This window comes from Pseudomonas sp. S2_F03, from assembly GCF_054668335.1.
In genome coordinates this window covers 4644399-4663519 of sequence record NZ_CP162759.1, presented here as the reverse complement: position 1 = coordinate 4663519, position 19121 = coordinate 4644399, and the positions used below count along the sequence as shown (strand labels likewise).

The following is a 19121-nucleotide window of genomic DNA, read 5'->3' as shown; positions in this document are numbered from 1 at the left end:
AAAATGTTTGGCTATTCTAGCTGCAAGTGCACAAGCGGCGTCGGTTTACATGCCCTGCCCCGCAGGTAGAATGGCGCCCTCCTCCACAACAGCCCGAGCGGATTTCATGGCGTTGCCGACCTTACGGATTATTGGTTTTATCATCGGCATCTTCCTGATCACGCTGGCGATCTCCATGATCGTGCCCATGGCAACCCTGGTGATCTTCGACCGCACCAACGACCTGCCGTCGTTCCTGTGGTCGAGCATGATTACGTTTGTGGCTGGCCTGGCGCTGGTCATCCCCGGACGTCCCGAGCATGTTCACCTGCGTCCACGGGACATGTATTTGTTGACCGTCAGCAGTTGGCTGGTGGTGTGCATCTTCGCCGCGCTGCCATTTTTGCTGACCCAGCACATCAGCTACACCGACTCCTTCTTCGAAAGCATGTCCGGCATCACCGCCACCGGCTCCACAGTACTCAGTGGCCTGGACACCATGTCGCCCGGCATTCTGATGTGGCGCTCGCTGCTGCACTGGCTCGGCGGCATCGGCTTTATCGGCATGGCAGTCGCCATTTTGCCGCTGTTGCGTATCGGTGGCATGCGCCTGTTTCAGACCGAATCGTCGGACCGCTCCGAAAAAATCATGCCTCGCTCGCACATGGTGGCGCGCTTGATCGTGGCCGCCTACGTCGGCATCACCATTGTCGGCAGCCTGGCGCTGTGGTGGGCCGGAATGAGTCTGTTTGATGCGATCAACCATGCGATGTCCGCGATCTCGACCGGAGGGTTTTCCACGTCGGACCAGTCACTGGCCAAGTGGACACAACCGGCGGTGCACTGGGTGGCGATCGTCATCATGATTCTCGGCAGCCTGCCCTTCACCCTGTATGTGGCGACCTTGCGCGGCAACCGCTGGGCGTTATTCGGGGATCAGCAGGTTCAAGGGATGCTCGGCATGCTGCTGGTGACCTGGCTGGTGCTCGGCACCTGGTACTGGTGGACCACCCAACTGCATTGGCTCGAAGCCTTGCGGCACGTGGCGTTTAACGTGACGTCGGTGGTCACCACCACCGGTTTTGCGCTGGGGGATTACAGCCTGTGGGGCAATTTCTCGCTGATGCTGTTCTTCTACCTGGGCTTTGTCGGCGGCTGCTCCGGCTCGACGGCCGGCGGGATCAAGATATTCCGCTTCCAGGTCGCCTATATCCTGCTCAAGGCCAACCTTAACCAGTTGATTCACCCGCGCGCGGTGATCAAGCAAAAGTACAACGGTCACCGTCTCGACGAAGAAATCGTGCGTTCGATCCTGACGTTTTCGTTCTTCTTTGCCATCACCATCTGCGTCATCGCGTTGCTGCTCTCACTGCTCGGCGTGGACTGGATGACCGCCCTGACCGGTGCGGCCAGTACCGTGTCCGGTGTCGGGCCGGGGTTGGGTCCGACCATCGGGCCGTCGGGTAACTTTTCATCGTTGCCGGACGCCGCCAAGTGGATTCTGTCGTTCGGCATGCTGCTCGGCCGACTGGAGATCATTACGGTGTTTGTTCTGTGCATTCCTGCGTTCTGGCGGCACTGACCAGCCCTGCCGCGTCCGTCAGATGCGCCCGGTACTCGCCGGGCGTGGCGTCAAACCAGCGGCGGAAGGCGCGGAAGAAGTTGCTCGGATCGGCGAACCCCAGCAAGTAGGCAATTTCAAGCAGGGTCATGGTGGGCTGGGCAAGGTATTGCTCGGCCAATTCACGTCGCGTGTCATCGAGCAACGCCTGAAAACTGGTGCCCTCCTCCTGCAAGCGCCGCTGCAAGGTGCGCTGTGACAAGTGCAGCGTTTGCGCCACGGTATCGCGCTTGGGTTCGCCCTGCGGCAGCAGACGACACAACACTTGACGCGCATTGTGCGTCACGCGGCTCTCGGAGAACCGTGCCAGGTACTCGCCGGCAAACCGGTCATGCAGCAGCGCCATCGCTTCGTTGGCAGTTGGCAGGGGGGCTTCCATGTCGGCACGTTCAAAGATCAACGCATCGTAAGCCGCGTTGAACACCAACGGCGCATGAAAGGCTTGTTTATACGGTTCGAGGTCGACGGGTTGATCGCCCTGCACCAGCACCTTGCGCGGTTGCAGCGTGCGCCCGGTCAACCAGCCGCACAACGCCAACGCACAGGCCAGCGACGCTTCGGCACTTTGCCGGGTGGGTGGCAAGTGGTCGCCATGCACCGTCAGAATCAGCGCATAACCCTCATCCAGCAGGCGGAAACTCAAATCGGCACTTTCGGCAATGATCCGCTGATAGCGCACCAGTCGCTGAAAGCCTTCGGCCAGGGTCTGGCTGGACATCAAGGCGTAACCCGCCACATGGAAGGAGGCCGGTCGCACCACTTTGCCCATGTTCAGGCCTATCGCCGGGTTGCCGGACAGCTCGACCGCGCGCTGCCACAGACGCGTCATGGAATCTTGCGTGAAGCGCGCATCCGGATCATCCAGCGATGCGTAGTCGAGCCCTAGCTGCTTGAACAGAGCCCGGCAATCCAGACCGTCCATCTCCAGTGCTTTGACAATCCCCATCGCCCAGCTTGCAGAAGTCGTTCGTTCGCTCATGGCGTTTACTTCACGTTCGGTGAGCCGTCTGACGCGGCTGATTTCCAAAGGATACTAAAGTGGCGCCTATTGTCACTGGCTGATGCCATTGATCACTCTAGACTCAAATAAGCTACCCGCAGAACAACTTGCAATCAGAACAATAACCACAGAGATCGCAGTCGTGGAAAACATCAAACGTTTCAACAGTTTTGCTGAGTTCTACCCGTATTACCTCAGCGAACACAGCGACAGTACTTGCCGACGACTGCACTTTATCGGCACGACGCTGGTCATTTTCATCCTGGCCCTGACCATCGGCAAAGGCGCATGGCTGTTGCTTTGGGCCCTTCCGCTGGCCGGTTACAGCTTCGCCTGGGTCGGGCATTTCTTCTTTGAGAAGAATCGACCTGCAACCTTCCAACATCCTCTTTATAGCCTGCTTGGCGACTTTGTCATGTACCGCGACATGATTCTGGGTCGCGTGCCCTTCTAGGCTCCACTGGCCATAAAAGCGACCTGTGTGGCCAATGCAATATTGGATCCAAGTTCTACACTCAAGACATCCCATTCGATTAGAACAAGAGGATAGCTGATGAATGCCCATGCCCGATTCACGCACATGCAGGATGGCACGCAGGAGGACTGGGCGATCATCGCCGCCGACTTCAGTGCCTACGCCAAACAATTACCGGCACGGATTGTGGCGCACCTGAAGTTGCTGGCGGGTGATTTTGGCGGCTTCCCGGTAGATCGCCTGACCCATTCGCTGCAAACCGCCAGCCGCGCCTGGCGCGATGGCCGTGATGAAGAATACGTGGTCTGTGCACTGCTGCACGACATCGGCGACACCCTTGGCTCCTACAACCACCCGGACATTGCAGCGGCGATCCTCAAGCCGTTCGTCAGCGCCGACAACTTATGGATGGTGGAGAAACACGGGATTTTCCAGGGCTACTACTTCTTCCATCACCTGGGGATGGATCGGCACCTGCGCGAGCAATTCAGCGGACACCCGCAATATCAGGCGACCATCGAGTTCTGTGCCAAGTACGATGCGGCGGCGTTCGACCCTGAGTATGAGACGCTGCCATTGAGTTTCTTTGAGCCGATGATGGAGCGGGTGTTCGCCCAACCGAAGAACTCGATTTATACAGCGGCGATGGAGCAACATTCGCCGGCCTGACAGACCTCAGGGGACCGCTGCGCGGTCCATCGCGGGCAAGCCCGCTCCCACAGGCTTTTCTAGCAGTCACAAATCTAGTGTTCACCTTGCTCAATGTGGGAGCGGGCTTGCCCGCGATGAGGCCTGCCCAGACACCGTATTCCTAGGCCGGTTCGGCGACCTTGATGGCCCTCAATTCAGCTTCCCGCGCCTGAGCATCTGCCAGGCGATACAGCTCGATCGTCCCGTCCCAATGCTCGATCAGCGCCGTGCACGACTCCACCCAGTCCCCGCAATTGAGGTAATCCACCTCGCCGACCTTGCGAATCTCGGCGTGGTGAATGTGCCCGCACACCACGCCATGCAACTCGCGCTTCAGGCATTCGTGAGCGATAGCTTCCTCGAAGTCGCTGATGAAGCTGACCGCGGTTTTCACCTTGTGCTTGAGGTACGCCGACAGCGACCAATAGCCATAGCCATAACGGGCGCGCCAATGGTTGAGCCAGCGGTTGAGGGTCAGGGTGAATTCGTAGGCCGAGTCGCCGAGAAAGGCCAGCCAGCGGTGATACCGGGTGATGACATCGAACTGATCGCCATGGATAACCAGCAGGTGACGGCCATCGGCGGTCACGTGCACGGCTTCATCCACCAGTTGGATGTTGCCCAGAATCAGCTTGGAATAGCGACGCAGGAATTCGTCGTGATTGCCGGTCACATAAATGACTTCGGTGCCGCGCTTGCTCATGGTCAGCAAGCGCCGGATCACGTTGGTGTGCGCCTGCGGCCAATACATGCCGCCGCGCAGTTTCCAGCCGTCGATGATGTCGCCGACCAGGTAAATCTTGTCCGCGTGGTAGCCCTTGAGAAACTGCGACAGGTGTTCGGCCTGGCAATCCCGAGTGCCCAGGTGCACATCGGAAATCCATAAGGTGCGCACACGTTGCTTACGACTGGGTTTGGCGAGCTCGGCGCTGGTCATGGGCAACCCTCTGCGATGGTTTTTCCAAGGTTGCGCCGATCGGGTTAATTGAGCATGACAGTGGCGAGTCATTCCTGTGACAGCGGCAGGCCGGTGTAGACTGGCCCCATCTTGCCAGGAGACCTGTGATGAGACCGATCCTCACACTACGCCAGTACACCGAAGACTTGATCGTCCACAGCCACGACCACGCTCAACTGGTGTTCGGCTTGTCGGGTGCGCTGGACTTCGAAGTCGATGGCCATGGCAGCCAGGTGGTGCAGCAGAGTTTCGTGGTAGTCCCGTCCGGTTTCCATCACGCGTGCGGCAGTAGCAATGGCAGCCGTTGCCTGGTGCTGGATGTGCCGAGCGATCAATGGATTTCACAGTCTCTGGGTGACCACGCCGAAGCCAGTCACCGCCTGCTCGGCAACGCCGGGCGCCTGCCGCTGGATGCAGGGCAAAGCCAATTGGTCAATTGGCTGGCAGGCAGTCAGGTCAACGATCCGTTGATCGCGCAACAAGGTGCGGTGCTGTTGCTGGCCAGCCTTAATAACGCCAAACCTGACAGCGTCGGCGGACGGCGCCTGCCGTATGCGGCGATGAATGCGCACATCGATCAATACGCGGCGTATCCGCTGCAAGTGGCAGATCTGGCCCAGGTGGCCGGGCTGTCCAGCGCTCGCTTGCACGCACGGTTTATCGCCGAATGCGGGCAGACGCCAATGGACTACATCCGCAGCCGGCGGCTTCATCTGGCGGTGGGATTGCTGCGCGATTCACCATTGCCCATCGGCGAGATTGCCAGCCGGGTCGGCTATAGCTCCCAGAGTGCTTTCGCCGCGGCGGTATTGCGCGAGTTTGGCGCTTCCCCCGGCAAACTGCGGCGCGAGGCTGGCGATAAATGACGCGAGTCTGACGACAGACACGCCAAGCCTCACGCGATTTAATGTAGCAGCTGGCGAAGCCTGCGCCAGCTGCTACAAGCCCGTGGACTCTGTCGGTTTGGCTTACTACGTTAATCAAGGATTGTAATGACTCCCCGTACCGCCCTTGGCGCTTTGCATATCGGCGCACTGATGTTCGGCCTGACCGGTGTGTTCGGCAAACTCGCTGCCGCCTCCCCCGCTGTCATCGTCTTTGGCCGTGCCGCGTTTGCGGTGCTGGCCCTGGCGGTGTTTGCGCGCTTCGCCAGCAACACCCGCTGGCAAAAGCTTGAAGCCGTGGACTGGCGCCGTCTGCTGCTCAGCGGTTTGTTGCTGGCCGGGCACTGGGTGAGTTTCTTCATTGCGGTGAAGGTGGCGGGTGTGGCGATTGCGACCCTGGGTTTTGCCAGTTTCCCGGCGTTTACCGTCATTCTCGAAGGGCTGGTTTTCCGCGAGCGGATTCGCGCCAACGAAATCCTGCTGGTCGTGCTGGTGAGTGTCGGGTTGGTGCTGGTCACCCCGGACTTCGATCTGGCCAGCGGCGCTACCACCGGCCTGCTTTGGGCCGTCGGTTCCGGGCTGTTGTTTGCCTTGCTGTCACTGACCAACCGGGCCAGCTCCGGGCGAATCCCGCCGGTGCAGGCCGCGCTGTGCCAGAACGTGGTGGTCGCGGTGTGCCTGCTGCCCGTGGCGGCACCGCAATTGAGCGAAGTGCGCGGCATCGACTGGCTGTGGATCGGTCTGCTCGGGGTGTTCTGCACCGGCGTTGCACACAGCCTGTTCGTCGCCAGCCTGGCGGTGATCAAGGCACGCACTGCGGCGGTGGTGTTCGCCCTGGAACCGGTTTACGGGATCTCCATGGCCTGGCTGCTGTTCAATGAAAACCCGACGCTGCGCATGCTGATCGGCGGCGCGTTGATCATCGTCGCGATCGTGGTGTCCAGCCGGTTGTCGGGTGGCTCAAGCAAAAAGACCGTGGTCGCTGAAGCGGCGTCTCACTGAGTCCGGTCGTTGTGGCCCAGGTCGCGGTCCGGGTCAATCTGATCGCGGACCCGCTGCTTGAGCACCTTGGCCTCCGGGAAACCGCCATCAGCCTTGCGCTCCCAAAGCTGCACCTCGTCACAGAAAATATGGAACACCCCGCCGGTGCCGGGCACCAGCGACACTTTGCCCAAGTCATCGCCAAAGGTACTGAGCAGTTCCTGGGCCAACCAGGCGGCACGCAATAGCCATTGGCATTGCGTGCAGTAGGTGATGACGATTTCCGGTTTGTGCGCGGTCATGACGGGCGAGTCTCTGAATCTGAGGGCGTCGCTATCATAGAGCCTCAGCGGATACCGGCCAACAGACTGCGGGCGGTCTGGCGAAGTGGCTCGTCGCCGTCCTTGAGCAATTCATTCAGCAGCGCGATGGCGTTGTCGAGATCACCATCGTCAATGCAGGTCTGGGCCTGCTCGAGTTTACCGGCGTTGTTCGGCTCCAGCGGCGCAAGGCTCAGCGGTTCAAGTTGCAGCGGCTCATGTTGCAATGACTGACCGACGTCGCTGAATTCATCGAGAAAATCGACAGCCTGCAACGGCAGATCAGGTACCGGGTCCCATTCCAGTTCGGGTTCCGGCAGCAATGACGCGTCGGGCAATGGGTGCACGTCGGGCGTCGAACTGTCGAAGGGACTGACGAGATCCCAACTGGAATCCATCGACAAATCATCCAGGTTCAACTGGAAACAGTCGTTGGGTGAGGCTTGCTCAGGGGCGACGACCGGTGCCGCGACCGCAGGTACCGCACTGTTCAGTTTCGGGTGACGGGTGCGGATGTCCTGAAGTTTTTGTCGGTCAAACCCGGCTTGTCGCAGGCTGTTTTCCTGTGCCTCATAGGCGGGCACATCACCTTGTTTACCGAGCACCTCCAGCAGTTGCACGGCCAGGTCCGAGCGTTGAGGCTCTTTGCTAAGCGCCTCTCGCAACAAGGCTGCGGCTTCGGAAAAACGACCATAGGTCAGGTAGATGCCGACACCTTCCAGCACATCGCCTGCTGACGTTGCTTCACGGTGGTCGGTGGCCGGTTTAAGCATGGCGGTGTGTGCCAATGGTTGTGCTGGACGATCGTGTACCAGCTCCTGCCGTGACGGCAAATCGGTGAAAGCCTCGGGCAACACCAGAACTTGCTGGCGTCGATGACGAACGAACCACCCCAGCAGTGCCAACGCCACCAGCGCCAGCAATCCAATGATCAACTGCCAGTGGGTCGCTCCCTGCTCCTCGACAACGACGGGTGTGGGCGCGACAGGCACTGGCGCCACGGGCTCGGCGGCGGCGTGAGTGACTTCAGCCAATCGGGTTTGCAACTCGGTCACCTGTTTTTTCTGACCGGTGATCTGCTCGTCCTGTGCTTGAAGCTTTGAATTCAACTCGTCGACAGTGGTTTGCAGCTGCTGGATGTGCAGCACGCTGGCGGCCAGTTGTTCGGCAATAACGGGATCATTCACGGGGACGGTGGCAGGTGGCACCGCTACCGGGACTGCGGCGGATTTCTTCACCGGGTTTGATGGCGCGCGGGGTTTGACGACGGGGAAGGCAGAAGACTGAGACGTGGTGACCGGCTCATCCGCGACGGGTTCGACACCCGGAGTACCCGGTGGATCAATCAGTACCGTGTACTCACGCAACACGCGCCCGTTGGGCTGATTGAGCTGCACCACAAAATTCAGGAAAGGTTCGCTGACCGCTTTGCTGGAGGTGACCCGGATCAGGCTTCGATTGCCCCGCAGGATCGGGGTGAACTTCAGGTTGTTGAGGAAGAACAACCGCTCCACGCCAGCGCGACTGAATTCATCTGCCGTCGCCAGACTGACGGACAACTCGCCCTCCTCCAGCCCGCCGACATCCACCAGGGCGATGTCGGCACTCAATGGCTGATTCAGCGCGGAGTGAAGCGTGATATCCCCCAATCCCAGCGCGGGCGCCAATGCAGAGTAAGTGATCGCACCACCGACCAGAAACAACCTGGCGCCACACCGTAAAACCAACGGCCAACTCTCAAGCATGAGCATCCCTTAGATAACAGAACCAACCTATGCGTGTTCGCACATCCGTTACGAACACGATATTGCGTAGTAGTTCTTTATAGTCTGCCCAGCGGGGGTATCTCAAAAGTCTGGCGAGGGGTTATGCATCAAGATTTTTCCAGGTTGGCCAGAATGTGCCCGTGAACCCGCATGCAGACCTTTAGATCGGCCTCGTCGACGCCTGCGAACAGTTCTTGGCGCAGTTGGGTGGCAATAGTTTCAATTTGTTCGATCAGGGGAAGGGCCGGCGCGCAGAGAGCGATTTTTTTCGCCCGGCGGTCTTCCAGCACCGCTTGGCGCTGCACCAGTCCCTGGGTTTCCAGGCTGTCGAGCAATCGGGCCAGGGTCGGCCCTTCAACACCGACGCTTTGCGCCAGTTCACGCTGGGTGGGGGCTTGTTCGAAGCGTGCCAGGTGCAGCAGCACTAGCCAGCGAGCCTGGGACAATCCCAGCCCCGCCAGTCGACGGTCCAATTCGGCACGCCAGCCTCGCGACATCTGGGCCAATTGCATGCCAAAGCGGTGTTGATCGGTTAACGGCATAAAACACTCATGATTAGACTGAAGTAATAAAAACTAATTATTAGCCAGCTAAGCATGACCCTTGGCTTGAGGCAAGGCTCGGTCTGTAGTGAATCGTTACATCAACCTACAAAACCGCTTAAACCTCAAACTCCGATTGCAGGGCCGCCCGCACACAGTACAGAACACCTTCTGGCACTCGCCCGGCAAACAGCGCGGCAATCTCAGAAACTGCCGGCAACTCACCTTCGCCGTCGAGGAAGGCATCCTGGACTTCGCCCATCAGTTCTTCAGGCAAATCCAGCGCCTGCTCCAGCGACAACTGCTGCTTGCCGATGGCCTCGGCGAGCATGGTGTAGACGTTCTTCTCCGAACACTGCAACTGACCGGCGATTTGCAGCGGCGTCATGCCGGCTCGGGCCAGGGTGATCAATTCGTGGCGCACGTCGGCCACGACTTTCGGCGCTTCGACCTGACCACCGAGCACTTCGAGGAACGCTTCGCCGTAACGCTCCAGCTTGCGTGCACCGACGCCGCTGACCGTGGCCATTTCCGAGAGTGAGGTGGGCTGGCTGCGGAGCATTTCCAACAATGTCGAATCGGGGAAAATGACATACGGCGGCACGCCATGTTCTTCGGCGAGTTTGCGGCGCAGGGCGCGCAAGGCTTCCCACTGCTCGCGCTCTTCGCCCCGCACCAGTTGGCTCGCCTGGCTCTTGCTGCTTTTGGCGGTGGTTTGCGGCTTGAGGTCGCGGCGCAGTTCCAGGGTCACTTCGCCCTTGAGCAGCGGCCGGCAAGTGTCGCTCAGGCGCAGGCCACCGTAGCCTTCGAGGTCGATGTCGGCCAGGCCACGGGCAACCAGCTGTCGGAACAGCGAGCGCCATTCGCTCTCGCCCATCGCCTTGCCGACCCCGAACACTGAAAGATGCTGGTGACCAATGCTGCGGATTTTTTCGTTGTCCTTGCCCAGCAACACGTCCACCAGATGCCCGACGCCATAACGCTGGCCGGTGCGATAAATCGCCGACAGCGCCTGACGCGCAGGTTCAGTGGCGTCCCAGGTCTGCACGCCATCGACACAGTTGTCGCAATGGCCGCATGGTTCAGGCATGTCTTCATCAAAGTAGGCCAGCAACGTCTGGCGACGGCAGCGGGTTTCTTCGCACAGCGAGAGCATGGCGTCGAGCTTGTGCTGCTCCAGACGCTTGTGGCGCTCATCGCCTTCAGAGTTTTGCAGCATTTGCTTGAGCATCACCACGTCTTGCAGGCCGTACGCCATCCAGGCATCCGCCGGCAGACCGTCACGACCGCCGCGACCGGTTTCCTGGTAATAGGCCTCAAGGGACTTCGGCAAATCGAGGTGAGCGACAAACCGCACGTTGGGCTTGTCGATGCCCATGCCGAACGCCACGGTGGCGACCATGATCAGGCCTTCCTCGTTGAGGAAGCGTTTCTGGTGATGGGCCCGGGTTTCGTTGGGCAAACCTGCGTGATACGGCAGCGCCGGGAAACCTTGTTCACTGAGGAACACCGCCACTTCGTCAACCTTTTTGCGCGACAGGCAGTAAACGATGCCGGCATCGCTGCGCCGCTCGGCCAGGAACGCCAGCAACTGCTTGCGCGGCTGCTCCTTGGGCACGATGCGGTAGAAGATGTTTGGACGGTCGAAACTCGACAGAAAACGTTCGGCATTGTGCAAGTGCAGGCGATCGACGATTTCTTCGCGGGTACGTTTATCGGCGGTGGCCGTCAGGGCGATACGCGGGACGTTCGGGAACAATTCCGCCAATTGGCCCAGTTGCAGGTATTCACGGCGGAAGTCGTGACCCCACTGCGATACACAGTGCGCTTCGTCGATGGCGAACAGGGCAATTTCAAGGCTTTGCAGGAACGCCAGCATGCGCGGCTGGACCAGACGCTCGGGCGCCAGGTAGAGCATTTTCACTTCGCCGCGCTTGATGCGGGCCGCCAGGTCGCGCTGTTGTTCAGCGCTCAGCGTGGAGTTCAATGCAGCCGCCGCGACACCCAGCTCTTCGAGGGTGGCGACCTGGTCGTCCATCAGTGCGATCAGCGGCGAAACCACCACCGCCAGGCCTTCACGCAGCAGTGCCGGGACCTGGAAACACAGGGATTTGCCGCCACCGGTAGGCATCAGTACCAGGGCGTCGCCGCCACTGGCCACGCGCTCAATGATTGCACCCTGACGGCCACGAAAACTGTCGTAGCCGAAGATGTCCTTGAGGACGCGTTGAGCCTGTTCGAGCATAAAAACTCCAAAAATCACAAAAACATCCCTGCAAGGCTGGTTCAGAACCACGCACGCTGCACCGAAAAATCGTAAGGGCGCGTTGCATGACGCTTCACATTTCAGCCGGGACGCCAGCAGGGCATCACAAAACGCGCGAGTATACCCGAGGCCTCCCTCGCACAGGGCACCGCTGATAAGACACATGAAGCAAATCCAATGAAGAACCCTGTGGGAGCGAGCTTGCTCGCGATGGCGGTGGGCCAGTCAACATTGATTTTGAATGTGGCACCGCTTTCGCGAGCAGGCTCACTCCTACAGGGATTGCGGGGTTGCCTGTTCTTGCGAGGGTGCAAATATGCCGCGCGGCTGGCCTGAGCGCTCAAGAAGGCCTAGAATTCCCGCATCGAACATTCCCCAAGGTAGCCCTTTAATGTCCTTCGCTGAGCAACTAACCCGTTTGCAAGTCTTCCTCGACGCCGACGAACTGCATGACGAGGCGCTGGACTATGTGGCCGCTCACGGCTACCTCACCGCGCTGTCGATCTGTTCCGAAACCGTTCCTGACCGTGAGTGGATCGACGCCCTCTTCGCCGAAGAACCGCATTACAGCAGCGAAGCGCAGCGCGAAGAGATCGAAGCCACACTGATCGGCCTCAAGGCTCACATTGCCCGCCAACTGGCGTCCGATGAAGAATTCGAACTGCCATGCGACCTGGACCTGGGCGAAGAGCCGGATGATTCCGACCTGCGCGGCTGGTGCATCGGTTTCATGGAAGGTGTGTTCCTGCGCGAAGCAGCCTGGTTCGAAAGTGCCGAAGATGAAGTCAGCGAAATGCTGCTGCCGATCATGGTTGGCTCGGGCCTGTTCGACGAACAGCCAGAGTTCGAAGACATCGCCAAGGATGCCAACCTGATGGACGACATGATCGTTCAGATCCCGGAAGCCCTGACTGCGCTGTACCTGCTGTGCAACGCACCAGACGAAAAACCGGCGATCCTCAAGCCACGTCACCACTAAGGTCTTGCCTATGGACAATCCCATAGGCAACCGCCCCCTGATGTTGCGCTATGTGCTGCTGGCCATCGGCTGGTTGAGCGTAGCGCTGGGGGTGATCGGGATTTTCCTGCCAGTTTTGCCCACCACCCCCTTCCTGTTGCTGGCCGCCGCGTGCTTCGCCCGCAGTTCGCCGCGTTTTTATCAGTGGCTGGTGGAGCATCCACGGCTCGGCCCGTGGATTCGCGACTATCTCGACGGTAACGGCATCCCGCTCAAGGGCAAGGTCTACGCCATCGGACTGATGTGGGCGAGCATCCTGTTCTCCTGCTATCTGGTGCCCCTGCCGTGGGCGCGCGGGTTCATGCTGACCAGCGCCGTGCTCGTCACGGCCTACATCCTCAAGCAAAAAACCCTGCACAAACCCTGAACACCCCCGCCCCTGTAGCAGCTGGCGAAGCCTGCGTTCGGCTGCGAAGCAGTCGTGAAATCAGGCAATGCGGTCGTTCAGTTGAATCCGGGGTTCTGGGTTTACGACTGCTTCCCAGCCGAACGCAGGCTTCGCCAGCTGCTACAGGTCCGTGTATGCAGGTCCGTGCACCCACCCGACAATTTGTCCGCCCTCGCTGAAAACTCCGCCTAGACTTCAGGCATCTGCACGCGAGCAGCCAGACATGTCCCGTCGTCCGCGAAGTCCAGGATGGTCAACGCTCCGACTTCGGCTCGGCGGGTGGCTACTGCTGGCCAGTTTTCTGCTGGCGGGGCTGGGCACAGTCCTGGCCGACTGGGACTTTACGCAGATCCTGCAAACCGCCGAAAAGCGCTATGGCCCCCTCGGCCCGGCCCAGGGAAGAATCGAGGCATGGAGTCAAATGCTCAAAAGCGAACTCAAGCAACCCGAGCGCGAGCAACTGAATGCGGTCAATCGGTTCTTCAATCAGCAGCTGAATTTTCAAGACGACACGCGCATCTGGCGTCAGACCGATTACTGGGCCACGCCAGAAGAATCGTTGATCAAGGGCGCCGGCGACTGTGAAGACTACGCGCTGGCGAAATATTTCAGCCTGCGCTACCTCGGGATTCCCAGCGAAAAACTGCGCATTACTTACGTCAAGGCGCTGGCCCAGAATCAGGCGCACATGGTGCTGACCTTCTACAGCACCCCAACGGCCGAACCGCTGGTGCTGGACAACCTGATCAGCGAAATCCGCCCCGCGTCCCAACGCAAGGACCTGTTGCCGGTGTACGCCTTCAATGCCGAAGGCCTGTACTTGCCGGGGGCCAATGGCGGTAAACGCAGCGGCGACACTAAAAAACTGTCGCGCTGGCAAGACGTGTTGAAAAAGATGCAAGCCGAAGGATTCGCCGTAGGCGAAGGCTAGCCGTCACAGCAAGGAGCGATTTATGTCACTGCGCAAACAGTTATTTCTCGCCATTTGCCTGTTCCTGCTGGTGGCCTTCAGTGGCAGTTTTTTTGTCAGCCTGGAAAGCTCCCGCGAACAAACGCTCGGCCAGTTGCGCTCCCACGCCCAGGACGCCGCCACCGCGCTGGGTTTGTCGCTGACCGCACAAATCGACGACCCGGCCATGACCGAACTGATGGTCAGTTCGATTTTCGACAGCGGCTATTTCCGCAGCATTCGCGTGGTCAACATCGTCGATGAAACGGTGTTGGTGGAGCGCAATGCCTCCGCAAAAATCGACGGCGTTCCGCGCTGGTTTGTCCGCCTCGTCAACCTGAGCCCGGAAGGGGGCGACGCGCTGATCATGCGTGGCTGGGAACAGGTAGCGCGGGTCGAAGTGTTGAGCAATCCGCAGTTCGCCCTGGCCAAACTCTGGGACAGTACGCTCGGCAGTCTGATCTGGCTGCTGCTCTGTGGATTGCTCAGCGCGGTGTTCGGTGGCTGGTTGTTACGCCGGCAATTGCGCCCGCTCGACAAAATGGTCAAACAGGCCGAAGCCATCAGCAAACGCGAGTTCCTGAGCCTGCCGAAACTGCCACGCACACCGGAATTGCGGCGCGTGGTGCTGGCGATGAACCAGATGGTCGAGAAACTCAAGGCGCTGTTCGCCGAAGAAGCCACCCGCAGTGAAAAACTGCGGGCCGAGTCCTATCAGGACAGCCTCACGGGCCTGGCCAATCGCCGTTTGCTGGATGAACAATTGGCCGATCAGTTGCTGATCAGCGAACAGAGCAGCGCCGGCCATTTACTGATGTTGCGGGTCAACGACCTGATCGGCCTCAACCAGCGCCTGGGTGGTCAACGCACCGATGCATTGATCAGCGCTGTCGGCGAACTGCTCAAGCGTCTGACGCATTTGCCGGAACGTCGCACCTGGTTGGCGGCACGCAATCGCGGCGGGGAGTTCAGCCTGCTGACGCCGGGCCTGGATGGCGCCGACGCCGAACGCCTGGCCTCGGAAATCAGTGCGACCCTGGAAAACCTGCGCCTGACCGGCGCCAGCGATTGCATGCCGGTGGCGCATTTGGGCATCGTCCCCTACCACCCCGGCGAACCGGCCAGCGACGTGCTGCTGCGCCTCGATCAAGCACTGACGCAAGCCCGGCAACATCCCGAGCGGCCGTGGGTCCATCTGGCCGACACCGCCACCGCGAATAACCACTCCCAGCATGACTGGCGCAGCTGGATCGACGACGCCCTGACCCACGGCAAACTGCAACTGTATTTCCAACCGGTCGTGCAATGCGCCGACACCAGCCAGGTGCTGCACCACAAAGTCCTCGCGCGTCTGCTCCACCCGCAGGGCGAGGCGATTGCGGCCGGGCATTTCCTGCCGTGGATCGAGCGTCTCGGCTGGTCCGCGCGGTTCGACCTGACGATGCTCGAAGCGACCCTCGACTATCTTGTCGTCAACCGCTGGCCCCTGGCGTTGAGCCTGTCCGGTAGCACCCTGCGTGACCCGGCGCAGCTGCGACAAATCATCGACCTGCTTGATTCACTGCCGGAACTGGCACCCCTGCTGACCCTGGAGATCGACGAACGCCAACTGCCGCCGCCGGAAGAGTTGCAGCGCCTGAGCCATAGCCTGCTCGATACCGGCTACCGCATCGGCTTGCAGCACTTTGGTGGCAGCTTCAGCCAGATCGGCAACCTGACGCAGCTCGGGTTGGCGTATTTGAAAATCGATGGCGCGTACCTCCGCAGCATTGACGTGCAGCCTGACAAGCGGCTGTTTATCGATGCGATTTATCGGGCGACCAACAGCATTGATCTGCCATTGATTGCGGAGATGGTGGAGACGCAGGGGGAGTTGGAGGTGATTCGGGAACTGGGGTTGTTTGGGGTGATGGGGCGGTTGATCGGGCCGCCGGAGCCGATGTGAGCGGTATGACCGCACGTCTTAAATCTGTGTGTACCTGTCAGATCTGACAGTAGCCGGCTGCTCCGGACCGGGTGTCTGATACCCATCAGCCCATCCTATCCTTCAGGAGTTACCCCATGACCAGCGTTCAAGCCGACGCTTTCGATAACACGGTTTTGGTGCTCTATGCCCCCAGAGTGCCCGAAGCCACCGAGCCGGTCGTGGGCGCAGATGTTGGCGTACCCCTGCGTATTTATGACCTGGCCCCCATGGGCGCTACTGTTTTGGTTGATCCCTACCTGGGTCAAGAACCGGGCGATACCGTCTCCCTCAATCTGAACGGTCAGCCCGGCATCGACAGTCAACTCACTCAGGCCGAGGACGACACCGTCACCCTCTACATTCCGAAAAAGTTGCTATTCGCCGACATCATCAATCGCCTGACCTATACCGTCACGCGCAGCAGCCAGAACATGGGCACTTCCGAGCCACCGCTGGAGCTACTGTACAACGCCATTCGGCCCGGCAATCAGGACACGGATCCCGGCGAGGATGGCCACTCCCGGCTGGAGCTGATTTTGCCGGATGCCATTAAAAATGGTGTCGGCCCGGACTTTCCCGCAACGGGCGCTCAAGTGTGCGTCTCCTACCCGTTTTGCCGGGCCCACGACCTCATCCGCCTGAACTGCAATGGCCACGATGTGTTTCACAAGGTCACGGAACTGCAAGCGCCCAGTCCCGGTTCCGACGAGCCTGTCACCGTGTGTTTCACTGTGAGCCGCGTCGATCTGGAGACTGCCAGGGACCATCCGCAATTCAAGTTTTCCTACACGGTCACCGACCAGCTCGGTAATGGGCCCGATACCGATTCCCCCTGGTCGGAGACGCAGATCGTGGATGTGGACCTGGCCGGCAGCCGCTTGCCGAGGCCCATCCTGCGGGAAATCCAGAGCGACGCGGCAGACGACCCCAGCCTCATCGACCTGGAAAAACTGGGCAAGAATCCGCTGCTGCTGATTGTGCTGACCAACGATCCGCGCTTCCTGCCCGGCGATACTCTCAGTGCGACCTACACCGCCAAAGTCACCGGCCAGCCAGACGTGGTGGTGACGGCAAATGGCGTCGTCGACGCGGACGAGTTCGGGCAGAAAAAACCTTGCGTGTTGCAAGTGCCCAACGACAGCGTCATTGCCGGCAGCCTGGTGACGGCAACGTATCAGTTGTTCAGAAACGGCACGCCGATCGGCACCTCCCGAGTGGCCTCGGCCCGGGTCATCGGCGAAGGCTTGCCGGACCTGTTCGCGCCAAGGCTGCAGAAATCCGTCAATGCCGTGCTCGATCCGCTGGACGTCGCCAACCTGCAAGGCGCCAACGGCCAGGTTGAAGTGCTTGGCCACCGCGTGGGCGACACAGTCCAGCTCATTGTGGAGGGCGCCCCCGGTGCGGGCTCTCCACCTTCACCGCCCAGCCTCTGAACGCCAATAGCCGCGCCAACTTCCCGCTGGACAAGGCGTTCGTTGCGGCGAACATGGGTAAACCGGTCAAGCTCAGTTACCTGCTGTTTCGTGACGGCAAGTCCTATGTGTCGCCAGTGTTGAACGCGTCCATTGGCCGGACCCCGGATAGCCATCCCGGTTTACCGACACCGCACGTCGACGGTTCACCGGGTACGACACTGGATGTGAGCAAACTGCAGGCCACGGATCAGCTCCGGGTGGCTGAGTGGCCCCATCAGGTGCTGGGGCAAAATGTCTGGTTGCGGTATGACGGATTCGATATGAATGGCGCCCCGGTTTACTTCGACGACCGCACTGGCGAGCCCCATGGCACGCTTCCCGGGTTGGGTCGGCCAGTGCCGCTTGATTGGTTGAAAACACTGAAGGATGGCAGTGCGCTGACGATCAGTTTCAGGGTGAATTTTGAGGGTGTTGCCGACAATGCAACAGCAGTGTTATTTCCGTCACGCGGGTACATCGTTAAATCCGCTGTCCTGATCATCGACCCATCCGACATGATTCTGGACGGCTTCGCAGTTCATGCCGATGTCACCTGGACATTTTCTGGCTTAGACGCACCGAACAATACCGCTACTCGCATTCCAACGGGGGGACCCCCTCCTTACACCTATACCTCCGACAACCCAACGATTGCATCAGTCATGGATGGCAAGGTGGTTGGGACGGGCAATGGCCGCACAACGATACGGATCACGGACAACAGCGGTATTACCGCCAATTTCCAGGTGCAAGTATCCAATGTGTATCGATTGATCGTTAGTCCCAAAAAAATGAACCATGCCGAAGGCACCGCCTGGGCAGCGAGCCACGGCCAAATTGTCGATTTCCAGGATGTCAGCCTAAGAGAGATCCTGTTAACCGATATCTACAGAAAATGGCCAAAAACATCCGAATACCTGGATAACACTGGGGCTAATACAATCCGAATCGCTCGCATTCCGGTACCGGCACAAGGTAATCAAGATTCGCACCTGTCGATTAGGTACAACACAAACGAACGACCCGTTTGGTACTTTCATTCAACTCCACTCCCCTACACCGTCACCACATGGGTGTTGAAGCAATAACCCCTCTGCATGGCGTTATGGATATTGGGCAAATAAAAACGAAATGTTTAAAAGACATCTCCAGACACTCACTCAGGCTACACATCCTTGCGCCGTTACCTACGACTGCGCCAGAATCCGCCGGCTTGTGCGCCTAAGGGCCGGGCTCTATTGTTTCCCGGTCGCTGACGAATCAGCGATCGGGTTTAGCGACCCGAACCTTTGTAGGCGCAACAGCGCTCCAAACACTCTTGCAGACAGTTCATGTTTGCGATTGTTGTCATGGCGGCTGTGCGCGGGAGATCTTTGGATCTGCCGGGCGCCTACACCCGGTTCGCTAACCTGCGTGCAGCCGCCACCCTCACTTGTTTAGCGACAAGTATTGGTGGCTCCATTTTCTGTAGGAGTTTCACCATGTTCAAAATCACACCCAACCCACCCGAAACCGACGACGTTTCCCCCTACGAATCCACCGATTCCAAAAAGCTCAACAACGCCGTCGACCGCGCCCTCGATTACTACCTCAAACCGGTCATTCCCAAAGACACGCCGCGCAAGCCCAGCACCATTTTCTTCATTGCTCCCGAGACCGATGACGAAACCTTGCTGGTCAACGCCTGTGAGTCATTGGCGTCCGCCAGCGTCATGCTGAGCGATTTCGCCGGGCAACTGAACGGTACACAACGCCACACCCTGCTCGGCATTCAACACTCCGTGATGTTGGGTGAACTGGCAGTGAACCGGATGCTGGATAACGTCGACCCGCAAGGCTAACGAAGTCTCTGTACCGAACGGAC

18 protein-coding genes are annotated in these 19121 nt (G+C 59.6%); 12 read left to right on the top strand and 6 right to left on the bottom strand.

The window, feature by feature from the left end; translation table 11 throughout:
* Positions 1-106 precede the first annotated feature (106 nt).
* Positions 107-1561 (top strand): TrkH family potassium uptake protein, encoded by a 1455-nt coding sequence (locus tag AB4N76_RS21765; protein WP_460163510.1) that lies wholly within the window; start codon positions 107-109, stop codon positions 1559-1561.
* Here AB4N76_RS21765 and AB4N76_RS21760 read toward each other — a convergent pair.
* Positions 1518-2579 carry an AraC family transcriptional regulator gene (locus AB4N76_RS21760; protein ID WP_077430678.1) on the bottom strand — a complete coding sequence of 354 codons (1062 nt, stop codon included), beginning with the start codon at positions 2577-2579 and terminating at the stop codon, positions 1518-1520. The genes AB4N76_RS21765 and AB4N76_RS21760 overlap by 44 nt on opposite strands.
* Before the next feature lie 163 nt (positions 2580-2742).
* On the opposite strand from AB4N76_RS21760, the gene AB4N76_RS21755 reads away from it, so the two are divergent.
* Positions 2743-3054, top strand: coding sequence for an Mpo1-like protein (locus AB4N76_RS21755; protein WP_046032770.1), 312 nt, complete (start codon positions 2743-2745; stop codon positions 3052-3054).
* A 99-nt stretch (positions 3055-3153) separates the two neighbouring features.
* Positions 3154-3744, top strand: a complete 591-nt coding sequence (locus AB4N76_RS21750; RefSeq protein WP_046032769.1) for an HD domain-containing protein — start codon at positions 3154-3156, stop codon at positions 3742-3744.
* A gap of 142 nt (positions 3745-3886) precedes the next feature.
* Here the strand turns inward: AB4N76_RS21750 and AB4N76_RS21745 are convergent, their stop codons facing one another.
* Positions 3887-4702, bottom strand: a complete 816-nt coding sequence (locus AB4N76_RS21745; RefSeq protein ID WP_046032768.1) for a UDP-2,3-diacylglucosamine diphosphatase — start codon at positions 4700-4702, stop codon at positions 3887-3889.
* Positions 4703-4830: 128 nt separating this feature from the next.
* Between AB4N76_RS21745 and AB4N76_RS21740 the strand changes: the two genes are divergently transcribed.
* Together AB4N76_RS21740 and AB4N76_RS21735 are read left to right on the top strand one after the other, a co-directional pair.
* A complete protein-coding gene (locus AB4N76_RS21740; protein WP_046032767.1) occupies positions 4831-5589 on the top strand; it encodes a helix-turn-helix transcriptional regulator in 759 nt (252 codons plus the stop codon).
* A gap of 126 nt (positions 5590-5715) precedes the next feature.
* The gene (locus AB4N76_RS21735) at positions 5716-6609 is read left to right on the top strand and encodes a DMT family transporter (protein WP_077430679.1); all 894 of its coding nucleotides are present in this window, start codon (positions 5716-5718) and stop codon (positions 6607-6609) included.
* Here the strand turns inward: AB4N76_RS21735 and AB4N76_RS21730 are convergent.
* From AB4N76_RS21730 to recQ, 4 genes are all read right to left on the bottom strand, one after another.
* Positions 6603-6890, bottom strand: coding sequence for an Rdx family protein (locus tag AB4N76_RS21730; RefSeq protein ID WP_046032765.1), 288 nt, complete (start codon positions 6888-6890; stop codon positions 6603-6605). The genes AB4N76_RS21735 and AB4N76_RS21730 overlap by 7 nt on opposite strands.
* 44 nt (positions 6891-6934) lie before the next feature.
* Positions 6935-8653 carry a FimV/HubP family polar landmark protein gene (locus AB4N76_RS21725; RefSeq protein WP_460163509.1) on the bottom strand — a complete coding sequence of 573 codons (1719 nt, stop codon included), beginning with the start codon at positions 8651-8653 and terminating at the stop codon, positions 6935-6937.
* Between the two features lie 128 nt (positions 8654-8781).
* Positions 8782-9216 carry a MarR family transcriptional regulator gene (locus tag AB4N76_RS21720; protein WP_046032763.1) on the bottom strand — a complete coding sequence of 145 codons (435 nt, stop codon included), beginning with the start codon at positions 9214-9216 and terminating at the stop codon, positions 8782-8784.
* Between the two features lie 118 nt (positions 9217-9334).
* On the bottom strand, positions 9335-11461 hold the full coding sequence (gene recQ, locus AB4N76_RS21715; protein ID WP_046032762.1) for a DNA helicase RecQ: 2127 nt from the start codon (positions 11459-11461) through the stop codon (positions 9335-9337).
* Between the two features lie 412 nt (positions 11462-11873).
* Here recQ and AB4N76_RS21710 point away from each other — a divergent pair, with 412 nt between their 5' ends.
* From AB4N76_RS21710 to AB4N76_RS21680, 7 genes are all read left to right on the top strand, one after another.
* Entirely contained in the window at positions 11874-12461 is a 588-nt protein-coding gene (locus AB4N76_RS21710) for a UPF0149 family protein (protein WP_046032761.1), read from the top strand.
* A gap of 10 nt (positions 12462-12471) precedes the next feature.
* Positions 12472-12867, top strand: coding sequence for a YbaN family protein (locus tag AB4N76_RS21705; RefSeq protein WP_046032760.1), 396 nt, complete (start codon positions 12472-12474; stop codon positions 12865-12867).
* A gap of 244 nt (positions 12868-13111) precedes the next feature.
* Positions 13112-13819: a cysteine protease LapG gene (gene lapG / locus AB4N76_RS21700; RefSeq protein ID WP_460163508.1), complete on the top strand. Its 708-nt coding sequence runs from the start codon at positions 13112-13114 to the stop codon at positions 13817-13819.
* Between the two features lie 22 nt (positions 13820-13841).
* Complete coding sequence (gene lapD, locus AB4N76_RS21695) at positions 13842-15782, top strand: cyclic di-GMP receptor LapD (protein ID WP_460163507.1); 1941 nt, start codon at positions 13842-13844, stop codon at positions 15780-15782.
* Between the two features lie 116 nt (positions 15783-15898).
* A complete protein-coding gene (locus AB4N76_RS21690; RefSeq protein WP_460163506.1) occupies positions 15899-17236 on the top strand; it encodes a hypothetical protein in 1338 nt (445 codons plus the stop codon).
* 53 nt (positions 17237-17289) lie between these two features.
* Complete coding sequence (locus tag AB4N76_RS21685; RefSeq protein ID WP_460163505.1) at positions 17290-18345, top strand: hypothetical protein; 1056 nt, start codon at positions 17290-17292, stop codon at positions 18343-18345.
* Between the two features lie 393 nt (positions 18346-18738).
* Positions 18739-19098, top strand: coding sequence for a DUF6124 family protein (locus AB4N76_RS21680; RefSeq protein ID WP_109786364.1), 360 nt, complete (start codon positions 18739-18741; stop codon positions 19096-19098).
* Positions 19099-19121: the final 23 nt, after the last annotated feature.